The sequence below is a fragment of the Streptomyces sp. NPDC026589 genome, from assembly GCF_040638385.1.
Taxonomy (GTDB): domain Bacteria; phylum Actinomycetota; class Actinomycetes; order Streptomycetales; family Streptomycetaceae; genus Streptomyces.
Map to the genome: position 1 here is coordinate 72,855 of NZ_JBEZYG010000029.1, position 13,437 is coordinate 86,291.

13 protein-coding genes are annotated in these 13,437 nt (G+C 71.5%); 11 read left to right on the plus strand and 2 right to left on the minus strand.

Annotated elements, in window-relative coordinates; all coding sequences use genetic code 11:
- Positions 1 to 108 precede the first annotated feature (108 nt).
- From AB0F29_RS35350 to AB0F29_RS35400, 11 genes are all read left to right on the plus strand, one after another.
- Positions 109 to 3,315, plus strand: a complete 3,207-nt coding sequence (locus tag AB0F29_RS35350; RefSeq protein WP_361881182.1) for an amino acid adenylation domain-containing protein — start codon at positions 109 to 111, stop codon at positions 3,313 to 3,315.
- On the plus strand, positions 3,312 to 4,487 hold the full coding sequence (locus AB0F29_RS35355) for an acyl-CoA dehydrogenase family protein (RefSeq protein ID WP_361881184.1): 1,176 nt from the start codon (positions 3,312 to 3,314) through the stop codon (positions 4,485 to 4,487). The genes AB0F29_RS35350 and AB0F29_RS35355 overlap by 4 nt, the downstream gene beginning before the upstream one ends.
- The gene (locus AB0F29_RS35360; protein ID WP_361881187.1) at positions 4,480 to 5,199 is read left to right on the plus strand and encodes an alpha/beta fold hydrolase; all 720 of its coding nucleotides are present in this window, start codon (positions 4,480 to 4,482) and stop codon (positions 5,197 to 5,199) included. The genes AB0F29_RS35355 and AB0F29_RS35360 overlap by 8 nt, the downstream gene beginning before the upstream one ends.
- Before the next feature lie 335 nt (positions 5,200 to 5,534).
- Entirely contained in the window at positions 5,535 to 5,669 is a 135-nt protein-coding gene (locus tag AB0F29_RS35365; protein WP_361881190.1) for a hypothetical protein, read from the plus strand.
- A gap of 430 nt (positions 5,670 to 6,099) precedes the next feature.
- The gene (locus tag AB0F29_RS35370) at positions 6,100 to 6,978 is read left to right on the plus strand and encodes a HipA family kinase (RefSeq protein WP_361881193.1); all 879 of its coding nucleotides are present in this window, start codon (positions 6,100 to 6,102) and stop codon (positions 6,976 to 6,978) included.
- Complete coding sequence (locus tag AB0F29_RS35375) at positions 6,975 to 7,358, plus strand: DUF3037 domain-containing protein (protein ID WP_361881196.1); 384 nt, start codon at positions 6,975 to 6,977, stop codon at positions 7,356 to 7,358. The genes AB0F29_RS35370 and AB0F29_RS35375 overlap by 4 nt, the downstream gene beginning before the upstream one ends.
- A 219-nt stretch (positions 7,359 to 7,577) precedes the next feature.
- Positions 7,578 to 8,339, plus strand: coding sequence for a 3-oxoacyl-ACP reductase FabG (fabG, locus tag AB0F29_RS35380; RefSeq protein WP_030582031.1), 762 nt, complete (start codon positions 7,578 to 7,580; stop codon positions 8,337 to 8,339).
- 20 nt (positions 8,340 to 8,359) lie between these two features.
- A complete protein-coding gene (locus tag AB0F29_RS35385) occupies positions 8,360 to 9,115 on the plus strand; it encodes an SDR family oxidoreductase (RefSeq protein WP_361881199.1) in 756 nt (251 codons plus the stop codon).
- A gap of 118 nt (positions 9,116 to 9,233) precedes the next feature.
- On the plus strand, positions 9,234 to 10,814 hold the full coding sequence (locus AB0F29_RS35390; RefSeq protein WP_361881201.1) for an ABC transporter substrate-binding protein: 1,581 nt from the start codon (positions 9,234 to 9,236) through the stop codon (positions 10,812 to 10,814).
- Between the two features lie 91 nt (positions 10,815 to 10,905).
- Positions 10,906 to 11,589, plus strand: coding sequence for a uracil-DNA glycosylase (locus AB0F29_RS35395; protein WP_361881204.1), 684 nt, complete (start codon positions 10,906 to 10,908; stop codon positions 11,587 to 11,589).
- Positions 11,590 to 11,727: 138 nt separating this feature from the next.
- Positions 11,728 to 12,267, plus strand: coding sequence for a hypothetical protein (locus AB0F29_RS35400; RefSeq protein ID WP_361881206.1), 540 nt, complete (start codon positions 11,728 to 11,730; stop codon positions 12,265 to 12,267).
- A gap of 29 nt (positions 12,268 to 12,296) precedes the next feature.
- Here AB0F29_RS35400 and AB0F29_RS35405 read toward each other — a convergent pair whose 3' ends face one another.
- Together AB0F29_RS35405 and AB0F29_RS35410 are read right to left on the minus strand one after the other, a co-directional pair.
- Positions 12,297 to 12,770 (minus strand): hypothetical protein, encoded by a 474-nt coding sequence (locus tag AB0F29_RS35405; RefSeq protein ID WP_361881209.1) that lies wholly within the window; start codon positions 12,768 to 12,770, stop codon positions 12,297 to 12,299.
- Between the two features lie 113 nt (positions 12,771 to 12,883).
- The gene (locus tag AB0F29_RS35410; RefSeq protein ID WP_361881212.1) at positions 12,884 to 13,396 is read right to left on the minus strand and encodes a DinB family protein; all 513 of its coding nucleotides are present in this window, start codon (positions 13,394 to 13,396) and stop codon (positions 12,884 to 12,886) included.
- Positions 13,397 to 13,437 lie beyond the last annotated feature (41 nt).

Here is a 13,437-nt window from a genome sequence, read left to right on the forward strand (position 1 = left end):
GGTGACGGCGGCAAACAGCCTGGCACGCCTGACGACGGCGAACGGGCCGAGGAAGCCGCGACGGCGGGCAGAGGGCTGCGATGACTGACGACTGCGGACGGGGCTGTGATGACTGACAACGGTGAACGGGGCGGCGAGATGACGGACAACGGTGCTACCGAGCGACCTGCGCGCGATATCGCGGACATCTACGAACTCTCACCGATCCAGCAGGGCCTGCTCTACGAGCAACTGGCCCAGCCGGGACTCGGCGTCTACGTGGAACAGCTGCAACTGGAGTTCGCCGGGACGCTGCACCCCGAGAGCTTCGAGCGGGCCTGGCAGCTGGTGGTCGACCGGCACCCGATCCTGCGCACCTCCTTCCACTGGCGCAGGAACGGAAAAGTGGTGCAGGTCGTGCACGGCTCCGCCCGGCTGCCGCTGGAGACGCTGGACTGGCGCGATCTCGACGAACCCGCGCAACAGGAGCGGCTGCGGGCGTCGCTGGAGGCCGAGCGGAAGGAAGGGTTCGACCTCGGCGACGCGCCGTTGATGCGCGGCACACTGATCCGGCGCGGCGCGGAACGGTGGACGTTCTCCTGGCGGTTCTCGCACCTGCTGATGGACGGCTGGTCGTTCACACTGGCCATTCAGGACTTCCTCGGCCACTACCGGGCGCTGTGCCGCGGCGGGCGGCCGACCGTCTCCCCGGGGCGGCCGTACCGCGACTACCTCTCCTGGTGGCGCGACCGGGACCCCGAGGCGGCGCGGGAATTCTGGCGCAAGAAGCTGGCCGGCCACCAGCCGGTGGAGGACGTGCACCTGGGCGGGACCGAGGTGCCCGCCGGGGAGCCGGTCCACGCCCACGTCGAACGGATCCTGGGCGACCTGGCGCCGCGGCTCACCGCACTGGCCCGCGCGGAACAGCTGACACTCGCCACGCTCGCCCAGGGAGCCTGGTTCGTGGTCCTCGGCCGCTTCCTCGGCGTCACGGACCTCACCTGTGGCATCACCATGGCGCACCGGCCCCCCGACCTGGTCGGCTCGCAGGACATTCTCGGACCGATGATCGCCACCCTTCCGCTCCGCAGGACGCTGGACCCCACGGCCCGTCTGCGGCCCTGGCTGCGGGAGTTCGGCCGAAACGTCGTCGAGGCGAGCGGGCACAGTGCCGTGCCCCTGTCCGAGATGCCGGAGCTGCTCGGCCGGGACCCCGCGATCCCGGTCCTGCAGAGCAGCGTCTCGTACGAGAACGTACCGATGCCGGACTTCGACCTGGCCGACGTCGGCGCGCGGATGACCGAACTGGTCTACGACGGCAGGCCCCACTTCCCGATCACCATGGTGATCATGCCCGGCGATGCCATGCCGCTGCGGATCGTCCACGACCGCCGGAAGGTGTCCGACGCGGTGGCGGAGCGTTTCGCCGACGACGTCGTCGCGGTGCTGACCCAGCTGACCGAACGTCCCGACGTCACGCTGGGGGAGCTGGCCCTCCCCAGCACTCCGGAACCCGTGACCACCCCCCTCACCGAACCGGACGACGTCACCCTGCACGAGACGTTCCGGCGCCATGCCCGGCTGCGCCCGGACGCGGTCGCCGTACGCGACGGGAGCCGCACGCTCACCTACCGGGAGCTGGACACCTACTCCGACCGGGTCGCCGCCGCCCTGCGCGAGCGGTGCCCGGACGTGAGCCGTGTGGGCCTGTGTCTGACCCGCTCCACCGAGCTGGTGGCCGCCATGATCGGCGTGCTCAAGGCGGGCGCCGCCTACGTCCCCCTGGACCCGGAGTACCCGGCGGACCGGCTGGCCGAGGTCCTGGCCGACTCGGCCGCGGAACTGGTCCTCACCGACGGCGCGACGGACCACGCGCTCACCGTGGCCGAGGCCCGGACGGTCACCCTCGCCGAAGTGGACCGGCAGGCGGCCGGCAGCGCCCCGCCGACAGCCGCGGACCCGGACGCACCGGCCTACCTCCTCCACACCTCGGGATCGACCGGACGGCCCAAGGGCGTCCCCATCACCCACCGCAACGTGCAGAGCCTGCTGGCGGCCGGCCGTGAGGTCTTCGGCTTCACGGCCGAGGACGTGTGGACCTTCGCCCACTCCTTCGCCTTCGACTACTCGGTGTGGGAGATCTGGGGCGCCCTGGGCAACGGCGCCACGCTGGTCGTGGTGGACCGCGAGACCGGACGCGACCCGCGCGCCCTGGCCCGGCTGATCGCCGAGGAGCGGGTGACGGTGCTCAGCGAGACGCCCTCGCTCTTCGAGCACCTGGTGCCCGAGCTGGCCGGGGACACCGCGCTACGCAGGGTCTTCCTCGGCGGCGACCGGCTGGAACCCGCGATCCTGCGGCCCTGGTTCGCCCGGTTCGGCGACCGGGACATCGAGTTGTACAACCTCTACGGGGTCACCGAGGCCACCGTGGTCTCCACCTACCACCTGGTGCGCGAGGAAGAGGCGGACGCCGGCCAGCCGATCCCGATCGGCCGCGCGCTGCCCAACCAGCGGGTGTACCTGCTCGACGCCTACGACCGCCCGGTACCGGTGGGCGCCACCGGCCAGTTGTGCGTGGCCGGGCACGCGGTCGCCTCCGGATACCACGACCGGGACCGGCTCACCGCGGAGCGCTTCGGCGTGGACGCAGCGACGGCCCTGCCCTCGACCGGCCCCCTGTACCGCACCGGCGACCTCGCCACCGCCACCTCCGAGGGCGAGTTCCGCTTCCTCGGCCGCGCCGACGCACAGGTCAAGGTGCGCGGCTTCCGGGTCGAACCGGGCGAGATCGAGGCCGCGCTGCGCGGGGTGCCGGGAGTCGGATCGGCAACCGTGTCCGTGTCCGGCTCCGGTGCGGCACAGCGCCTCGTGGCGTACGCCGTGCCCGAGCGCCCGGACGAGGCCCTCGCCGCCGGGCCCCTGCTCACCGACGTGGTACGGGAGACGCTGCGCGCCCGACTGCCCGAGCACATGGTCCCGGCCGCCGTGTACTGGATGGACCGGATTCCCACCACCCCCGGCGGCAAGGTGGACGCCGCCGCCCTCCCCGTACCGGACACCGGGGGGCGCGACCGGCACACCGCTCCGGGGACCGACGCCGAGCGGCTGGTCGCCGGGCTGCTCTCCGAACTGCTCCAGGTCCCCGACGTGGGCGCGGACGACGAGCTGGGCGACCTGGGCCTGCACTCGCTCGGAGCGATGCGGCTGGTCGCCCGGCTGCGCGGTGAGTACGCGCTCGACCTGGCGGTGAGCGAGCTGCTGGCCGCCCGTACGGTGGCGGAGCTGGCGAGCACGGTGGACGTCGCCCGCGGGGCCGTGCCCGGGGAGGAGCGGTGAAAGCGACACCCGTGCCGCACGCCGCGGACCACCCCGACAGCCCGGAGAACCAGCGGTGGCGGGAGAAGGTCCGGCGGTTCGCCGAGGAGGAGATCGCCCCGCTCTCCGCCACGATGGACAGGAAGGCGGCCCTGGACGCCACCCTGCGCGAGCGCCTCTTCGCCGAAGGCCTGATGGCGGTGGAGATCCCGCGCGGCTACGGCGGCGCGGGCGGCACCCTCTGCCGCCTGATCCTCACCATCGAGGAGGTGGCGCGAGTGGACCCGGGAGTCGCCGTCGGGATCCACGTGCACAACGTCCTCGTCGCGGGAACGCTGCTGCGCCACGCCACGGGCGATCAACGCAGGCAGTATCTGCCGCAGTTGGCCACCGGAAGGATCGGGGCCTTCGCCCTGTCCGAGGAGCGGGCGGGCAGCGACGCGTTCGCCCTGAGCACGGTCGCCGTCAAGGAGGGCGCGGGCTATCTGCTGAGCGGACGCAAGCGGTGGACCAGTAACGCGCGCAACGCCGATCTGCTGCTTGTCTTCGCCCTGGTCGACGGCAGCGGCCCCACGGCGTTCCTGGTCCCCGCCGACGCACCAGGGGTGTCCCTGGACGCCCGGGTGGAGCAGCTGGGGGTGCGGGCGGCGGCCACCTCGGACGTGATCCTCGACCGGGTCCCGGTCCGTGCCGCCCAGCGCGTCGGCCCGCCCGGCGGCGGCCAGACGGTGGCGATGGCCGGCCTGGACCTCGGGCGGCTCGGCATCGCCGCACAGATGGTCGGGCTCGCCCAGGGAGCCCTGGACGTGGCTGTCGGCTACAGCCTGTCGCGCGAGCAGTTCGGCAGCCGGATCGCCGACTACCAGGGCGTTCAGTTCCCGCTGGCCGACGTGGCCAGCAGGCTGGCGGCGGCCCGGGCCCTGCTGTACCACGCGGCCGACCACCAGGGTCGGGGCGCCGACCCGGTAGAGACGATGCGGCTGTCGGCCATGGCGAAGTACGTCGCGTCCGAGGTGGCCGAAAAAGCGGCCTCGGTTGCCCTGGAGACCCTCGGCGGGAACGGGTACACCGACGCGTACCCCGTCGAACGTCTCTACCGGGACGCCAAGGCGGGCAAGATCTACGAGGGCACCTCCAACGTGCTGCTCCGAACCATCGCCTCGATCATGATCGGGGTGAGCGCGGGTGACTGAACCGCTGCGCCTGTTGTGCTTCCCCTACGCGGGCGGCAACGCCCGGACGTACATCCGATGGCAACGGCACCTGGGACCGGACATCGAGGTCTGCCCCATGCAACTGCCCGGTCACGGCGAGCGGATCGGCGAGACTCCCCGCCACCGGTGGGAAGACCTGCTGGCGGATCTCCGGACTCGTCTCCCCGGCCTGGCGGACCGTCCGATCGCCTTGTTCGGACACAGCCTCGGCGCCCTGCTCGCGTTCGAGTGCGCCCGCATCCTCGTGGCCGAGCACGGCGTCCAGCCGGTCCGGCTGCTGGTGTCGGGACACCGGGCTCCCCACCTTCCCCTTCGTGAGAAGGCGTTGCGCCACCTGCCGGACCCGGAGTTCCTGGCGAGGCTCGGCGAACGCTCCCGCACGCTGCGCGCGCTGACCGACCCCGAGTTCCGCAAGCTCCTTCTGCCGGTGCTGCGGGCCGACTTCACCGCTTCCGAAACCTACGCGTATGCGGAGGGACAACGGCTGACCTGCCCGGTGACCGCGCTGGGCGGCGACCGGGACGAGGACGCGAGCCTTCCGGAGATCGCCGACTGGCGCCGCCACACCACGGGCCCGTTCGACCTGGCCGTCCTCGGGGGCGACCACTTCTTCATAGACGACGCCTGGCAGGAAGCGGTGGCCACGGTCGGCGACCGGCTGCGCCCACCCCTCGGCGGTACGCGGGGGTGAGGCCCGGAGGCGTCCGGCTCGGTCACCGCCGGGCCGGCGATAAGGCGCCCGTCTCGGCAGCAGGACACAGCCATGCCGGGCCCGGCGGCCCTCTTGCAGGACCGCGAAAAGGATGACGGGGGCTGGTCGGGCGGCCTCCTGACTGTGCGAATGTGGCAAGGTGCCGGGGGTTTCGTGTGCCGGATCTTGGTCGGCACGGAGTGCACCTCTGACCGTCGGCCCGTGGCGGCGGCGAGTCGGCGGGGCTCCGGGACCGGCTTGCCGCCGCGTCGGCGGGAAGAACGGCAAGGGCTGGGACGACTACCTCCCGCGCAGCGGACACTACGGTTGCCCGCATGCCTGTCGAAGAGAACGCCGGCCCCGCCCGCGTCGAGGCGGCCTGGCGGAACATCACCGCATGGCTCGCCGAACACGCTCCCCTCTCGCACGCCTCACTCCTGCCGCCCGCGTCCGAGTGCCCGGCGTCGTAGCGGGTGTCATCGAGCAGGTGTTCACTGCCGTCGTCGGTCTGGGCCGCAACGGTCTGGATCCACTCGCCGCCACCGTTCGCACCAGCGGGGTTCATCCCCCCGTTCACCTTGGGCGTGCCGGGGGAGGGGTAAGGGGAAGAAAACGGGAACTCGTCGCAGGAGAGCGCTTCAGGGGAGCCTTCGGTGATCTCCGGGTGCAGGGCCGTCCAGGGGTGGCGATCACTCTCGGTTACTATGCTCACTTCATGCCGGAGGTCGGCAGTAAGGGGCGGGGCGCCATCGACGGTCTGCTGGGGAAGGGCGGGGTATCGGCTCGCCAGCCGAAACCCCCCAGATTCTCCCCAGCGCCGTCGACCGGCGACTCCCGCCTCTACGCCCCACAGTGACCCTCCGTTGTTTGTAAGGCTGAAGAGATGGGTGGCCTGGGAAAGTGTTGCAAGAAGTCGTAGCGACCCGCTATGTCACACCCCTGCGGGAGGGTGGATCACTCCCAGGGATCGTCGAGGCCGACGACCTGGGCACGTACGTCATGAAGTTCACCGGGGCGGGGCAGGGCCGCAAGACGCTCGTCGCGGAGATCATCTGCGGGGAACTGGGCCGCCGGCTGGGGCTGCGGGTGCCGGAGCTGGTGACCATCGAGCTCGACCCCGTCATCGGACTCGCCGAGCCCGACGAGGAGGTGCAGGAGCTGCTCCGCGCGAGCGGCGGACTGAACCTCGGGATGGACTACCTGCCGGGCTCGTTCGGGTTCGATCCGCTCGCCTACGAGGTCGGGGCTGCCGAGGCCGGCCGGATCGTCTGGTTCGACGCGCTGATCAACAACGTCGACCGCTCCTGGCGCAACCCGAACCTGCTCGTCTGGCACGGTGACCTCTGGCTCATCGACCACGGCGCGACCATGATCTGGCACCACAACTGGCCCGGCGCCCAGGCCTCCGCGGGCAAGCCGTACAACGCCTCGGACCATGTCCTGGCGCCCTTCGGGCCGGACATCGCGGCCGCGTCCGCCGAGCTCGCCCCGCTGGTCACCGAGGAGCTGCTCACCGAGGTGGCCGCCGACGTGCCGGACGTCTGGCTGGCCGACGAGCCCGGCTTCGCCTCCGCCGACGAGGTGCGCCGGGCCTACATCGCACCGCTGCTCGCGCGGGCCGCCGGCATCCACGGGCGGATCACGCTGGACGCGCCGGCCTCGACCCGGCCCTCCCAGGCGCCGGGCTGGCTCACCGAGCGGCTGCCGCCCCGGCCGAAGCGGGCCGCCGACGACCGCGCCGCGGCGTCCGCCCGTGCCGGCGAGGAGGGTGGCCGATGACGCGTCGCGATGTCTTCGAGTACGCGCTCCTGCGCGTCGTGCCCCGCGTCGAGCGGGGGGAGTGCTTCAACGCCGGGGTGCTCGTCTACTGCCGGGCACACTCGTTCGTGGCCGCCCGTACGCACCTCGACGAGGCGAAGCTGAAGGCTCTGGACCCGGGCGCCGACGTCATCGGGGTGCGGGCCGCCCTGCGCGCCGTCGAGGGAGTCTGCGGCGGCGGTGAGGGGGCCGGTCAGGCGGCGGGCGACGACGCCGGGCGACGGTTCCGCTGGCTGATCGCCCCGCGCTCCACGGTCGTCCAGCCCGGCGCCGTGCACAGCGGCCTGACCACCGACCCGGCCGGTGAGGTGGAACGGCTGCTCGACCTCCTCGTGCGCTGATCCACGCCCCGGTGGGACCCTGACGGCACAGCGGCGGGCGCTTCCGCCCGGTGTGACGTACGGCCCGCCGGGGCGTGCGCCGTTGACACCGGGTGCCAGGGCTTCTAGCGTCTCGTCTGCTGAAGGTACTAAGCGGTTGCTCAGCAATCGGGGGCCTTACTGTCAGGGAAACGCCCCGATCCCCGCTGAGCCCCGATCCAAGGGCGAGGAGAGCCAAGCATGTCCACCACCGAGCAGCGCGTCGCCATCGTGACGGGAGCGGCGCGGGGCATCGGCGCCGCCACCGCCGTACGTCTCGCGGCCGAGGGCCGTTCCGTCGCCGTACTCGACCTCGACGAGGCGGCCTGCAAGGACACCGTCGAGAAGATCACCGCCGCCGGGGGCACCGCGCTCGCCGTCGGCTGCGACGTGTCGGACGCCGGTCAGGTGGAAGCCGCCGTCGCGCGGGTCGCCGCCGAGCTGGGCGCGCCGACGATCCTCGTGAACAACGCGGGCGTGCTCCGCGACAACCTGCTGTTCAAGATGAGCGAGTCCGACTGGGACCTCGTGATGAACGTGCACCTCAAGGGTGCGTTCCTGATGGCGAAGGCCGTCCAGGCCCACATGGTCGAGGCCAAGTTCGGCCGGATCGTCTCGCTCTCCTCCTCCTCGGCCCTCGGTAACCGGGGCCAGGCCAACTACTCCGCGGTCAAGGCGGGGCTCCAGGGCCTCACCAAGACGCTCGCCAAGGAGCTCGGCAAGTTCGGCGTCACCGCCAACGCCGTCGCGCCCGGCTTCATCGTCACGGAGATGACCGCGCAGACGGCCGCCCGCGTCGGCATGGGCTTCGAGGAGTTCCAGGCGGCGGCCGCCACCCAGATCCCGGTCCAGCGCGTCGGCCGTCCCGAGGACGTCGCGAACGCCATCGCCTTCTTCGCGGGCGACGACGCGGGCTTCGTCTCCGGCCAGGTCATGTACGTGGCCGGCGGACCCCTCAACTGACCCGAAGGGCAGCGGACATCATGACGGTGCAGGACAGCGGAAAGGTCGCCCTCATCACGGGCGCGAGCCGGGGCATCGGCTACGGGATCGCCGAGGCGCTCGTCGCCCGCGGCGACCGGGTGGCCATCACCGGGCGGGGTGAGGACGCCCTGAAGGAGGCCGTCGAGCGGCTCGGCTCCGACCGGGCGATCGGCATCGCGGGCAAGGCGCACGACGAGGCGCACCAGGCCGTCGCGGTCGAGCGCACGATGGAGGCCTTCGGCCGCGTCGACTACCTGGTGAACAACGCCGGGACGAATCCGGTCTTCGGCCCCATGGCGGAGCTCGACCTGAACGTCGCCCGCAAGGTCTACGAGACCAATGTGATCTCGGCGCTGGGCTTCGCCCAGCAGACCTGGAAGGCCTGGCAGAAGGAGAACGGCGGGGCGATCGTGAACATCGCCTCGGTCGCCGGGGTCTCCGCCTCGCCGTTCATCGGCGCGTACGGCATGAGCAAGGCGGCGATGGTCAACCTGACCCTCCAGCTCGCCCACGAGTTCGCCCCGGTCGTCCGCGTCAACGCCATCGCCCCGGCCGTGGTCAAGACCAGGTTCGCCGAGGCCCTCTACGAGGGCCGCGAAGCGGAGGCGGCCGCCGCCTACCCGCTGGGCCGGCTCGGCGTACCCGAGGACATCGGGGGCGCGGCGGCCTTCCTGACCTCCGCCCAGTCCGACTGGATCACCGGCCAGACCCTCGTGGTCGACGGGGGAATTTTCCTCAACGCCGGCGTGGGCTGAGAGCGGCCTGGGACGGTTTGGCCCTGATTGGGTCAAGTGCCCCGCCGGGCCAGCGGATTGACCCGGTGGGGCGCTGCGGTATGGTCTGCCGACCCATGGCTGATCGAGGAGCGTGCACGTGTTCTACCGGGCCAGTCTGCAGGCTGCTGCAGCCCTAGCTTCCCTTTCTCTGCTGGCCGGCTGCGGTCTCCTTTCCGACAGTGGATCGGAAGCCGACCAGAAGATAACCGTCGGGACGACCAGCTCCCCGTCCACACTGGATCCCGCGGCAGCCTGGGACGGGTCCTGGGAGCTGATGCGGAACGTCTACCAGACTCTGGTGAGCTTCCCCTCCGGCAGCACGATGCCGGAGCCGGACGCGGCGGACTCCTGCAAGTTCACCGACGCCACGAGCATGGCGTACCGGTGCACGCTCAGGAAGAACCTCACGTTCTCCAATGGCGAGAAGCTCGACGCCGAGGCCGTGAAGTACTCCATCGACCGCATCGTGGACATCCACTTCAAGGGCGGCCCGGCCGGGATGCTCGACTCCCTGGACCGGATCGAGACCAAGGGCGACGACACGGTCATCTTCCACCTGAACAAGTCCGACGCCACGTTCCCGTTCATCCTGGCCACGCCCGCCATGTCCCTCGTCGCCCCCGGCGACTACCGCAAGGACAAGATCCGCGACGACGGCAAGGTCACCGGTTCCGGCCCCTACCTCCTGGAGTCCTACAAGGGCCGGGCCACCGCCGAGCTGAAGAAGAACCCGGACTACAAGGGCTTCGCCGACCGGAAGAACGACGCGGTCACCATCCGCTACTTCGAGAAGTCCGCCGACATGGTGAGCGCGCTCAAGGCGGACGAGATCGACGCCACCTACCGGGGCCTGACCGCCGAGGAGGTCGTCAGCCTGGAGGACAACAAGGACGACAACGCCGGCCTCCAGATCGTCGAGAGCACCGGCTCGGACATCCGCTTCCTGGTCTTCAACCCGAAGGACCCGGCCGCCGCGAACCCCGCCGTCCGCAAGGCCATCGCCCACGTCGTGGACCGCGACGCCCTGGTCGCCAAGGTCTACCGGGGAACCGCCGAGCCCCTCTACTCCATGGTCCCCAAGGGTATCGCCGGACACACCACGAGCTTCTTCGACACCTTCGGCGACCCGGACGTCAAGAAGGCGAAGAACATCCTCACCGAGGCCGGTATCACCGAGCCCGTGAAGATGAAGTTCTGGTACACCACCGACCGGTACGGCTCGTCCACGGAGCCCGAGTTCGAGGAGCTCAAGCGGCAGCTGGAGGCCTCCGGGCTGTTCGAGATCACGCTGCAGGGCGAGCCCTGGACGACCTTCCAGGAAGGCTTCAACAAGGGCGACTACCCGGTCTTCGGCCGCGGCTGGTACCCGGACTTCCCGGACCCCGACAACTTCATCGCGCCCTTCGTGGGCAAGGAGAGCGTCACCGGCACCCCGTACATCAACAAGGAGATCACCCAGCAGCTGATCCCCGCCTCACGGCAGGAGAGCGACCGGGGCGCGGTCAGCAAGCAGTTCGAGCGGGCCCAGGAGATCCTCGTCGAGGACGTCCGGCTGCTGCCGCTGTGGCAGGCCAAGCTGTACGTCGCCTCGGGCGAGGACATCGGCGGCACCGAGCGCGCACTCGACCCGCAGACCGTGATGCAGCTGTGGGAGCTGTACCGCAAGGCCAGCTGGTAGGCGCTGTCCGGAGGGGCTTCCGGGACCGGATGTCAGTGGCGCCCGGTAGGTTCTGGGATCAAGAACCTGTTGCTCACCGGAGGTTGTGGACGTGACCGATATCGACCTGCTGCCCGAGTCCTGGCGCGCCGTCCTCGGCGAAGAACTTGAGAAGCCGTACGTCAAGGAACTGGCGGACTTCGTCGAGGAGGAGCGGGCCAAGGGTCCCGTGTATCCGCCGCGCGAGCAGGTCTTCGCCGCACTGGACGCCACTCCGTACGAGAAGGTGAAGGTCCTCGTCCTCGGCCAGGACCCGTATCACGGCGAGGGCCAGGGACACGGGCTCTGCTTCTCCGTGCGCCCCGGTGTCAGGACGCCGCCGTCCCTGCGCAACATCTACAAGGAGATGCAGCAGGAGCTCGGCCTGCCGATTCCGGACAACGGCTATCTGATGCCCTGGGCGGAGCAGGGCGTCCTCCTGCTCAACGCCGTGCTCACCGTCCGGGGCGGCGAGGCCAACTCCCACAAGAACAAGGGCTGGGAGAAGATCACCGACGCGGTGATCCGCGCCGTCGCCGACCGGCCCGACCCGGCGGTCTTCGTGCTCTGGGGCAACTACGCGCAGAAGAAGCTGCCCCTGATCGACGAGGAGCGCCACGTGGTGGTGAAGGGCGCGCACCCCTCGCCGCTCTCCGCCAAGAAGTTCTTCGGCTCCCGCCCCTTCACGCGGATAAACGAGGCGGTGGCCGCCCAGGGGCACCAGCCGATCGACTGGCGGATCCCCGAACTCGGCTGACGGGCCCCGACCGACGGGCCCCGGCTGACGGGCCCCGTCCGACGGGCGTTGACGCCCGTGTCTGACCGGTTATGCGGAAGCCCGGCGTTAGCGTCGGACCGACGGCAACCGGCTGGACCGGCGACGGAGGAGACCGCAGTGGTGGAGCAGCAGGAGGCGTCCGACGACGCCGTCATGACCAGGATCGGCCAGGCGATCATGCTGCTCCACGGAGGTGACCGGGAGGAGGCCCGCAACCGCTTCGGCGCGCTCTGGTCGGAGCTCGGAGCGGACGGCGACGCCCTGCACCGCTGCACCCTCGCGCACTACATGGCCGACACCCAGGACGACCCCGGCGACGAGCTGGCCTGGGATCTCCGCGCTCTGACGGCCGCCGATGGGCTGAGAACCGCCGAGGGGCCGGGCGACCAGCCGGGTGGAGGGGCCGGGCCGGGCGGCGGCGAGGGGCGTGGCGGGGCCCGGCCATCCGAACACCGCGACACCCCGGCCGTCCGGGCGTTCTACCCCTCGCTGCACCTCAACCTCGCGGCGGACTACCTCAAACTCCAGCGCCCCGACTCGGCCCGCATCCACCTCCAGCGGGCCCGCGCCGCGGCCGATTCGCTCCCGGACGACGGGTACGGCGGCGGAGTCCGCGCCGCCATCCACCGCCTGGAGCTGCGCATGCGGGAGCAGTGACCCCGGGCGCCCGCGCTGAGGCGGGAGCGTCAGCGGCCGTACGTCTCCGAGCAGCTGCGGGACTCCGGACTGCCCGCGGGCCAGCCGCCGTACCCCCGGCCGAGCGCGCAGACGTCCGCCCCGACGCCGGGGACGCGCGGCAGGGCGGGCACGGTGACGGACGGGACGCCCGGGACCCGGCGCGGCGTCCGGGACTCCGGCGGCTCCGGGCGCTCCCGAGGACGGGAGATCCCCGTCGGTGCGGTGCGCCGGGCCCGCGGTGGGGAGCCGGCGGCCGGGGGCGCGGGGGAGGACGGCAGGGCCGCCGAGGGGCTTGGATCCGGCACCGCCTCCAACGCCTCACGGGCGGGCGGCTGCATGATCTGCGGGGCCACGTCCTGGACCGGCCCGGTGGCGCCGGGAGTCGGCGGGGGAACGGCCCGGGGCTCCACCGAGACGCAGCCGGAGACGGCCGCGACCGTCAGTCCGACCAGGAGCTTCGTGGCGATTCTGGTTCTCTGCACGGGACAACTCTGCGGTCCCCCGGGGCATCAGGGGGCCCGGTGCACGGGGAATGGCCCGCACGAGTGACCCGGTCAGCACGGTGCCCGGACCGCGCTCGCCGGGGACGCGGCCGTCAGTCGCCGGTGGCGCCGTCCACGCGCTCGCGCACCAGGTCGGCGTGGCCGTTGTGCCGTGCGTACTCCTCGATCATGTGCGTGTAGATCCAGCGCAGGTTGAACGGCTTGCCCGCCGAGCCGACGCCCTTGGAGAAGTCGTCCAGGTCGTACGCGGCGGCGTTCTTACGGGCCGCCGCGACCTCCGCCCGCCAGGCGGCATCCGCCTCGGCCCAGGTGTCCGACTCCGTCACATGCCACTCACCGTCGGGGTCCTCCTCGGTGCAGAAGAGGTCCGGCAGCTCCTCGCCGGCCAGCACCGCACGGAACCAGCCGCGCTCCACCTCGGCCATGTGCCGCAGGAGCCCGAGCAACGTGAAGGCGGACGGCGGCACCGAGGCCTCGCGCACCTGGGCGTCGGTCAGCCCCGCACACTTCATGGCCATGGTCGCGCGGTGGTAGTCGAGCCAGCCCTCCAGCATGGGGCGTTCGGCGGCGTCGAGAGCGGGTTCGGAGCGTTCCGGAAAAGTCATGGGGGCCATAGTGACTCATGATCATGGCCCTGGCCAGGGAA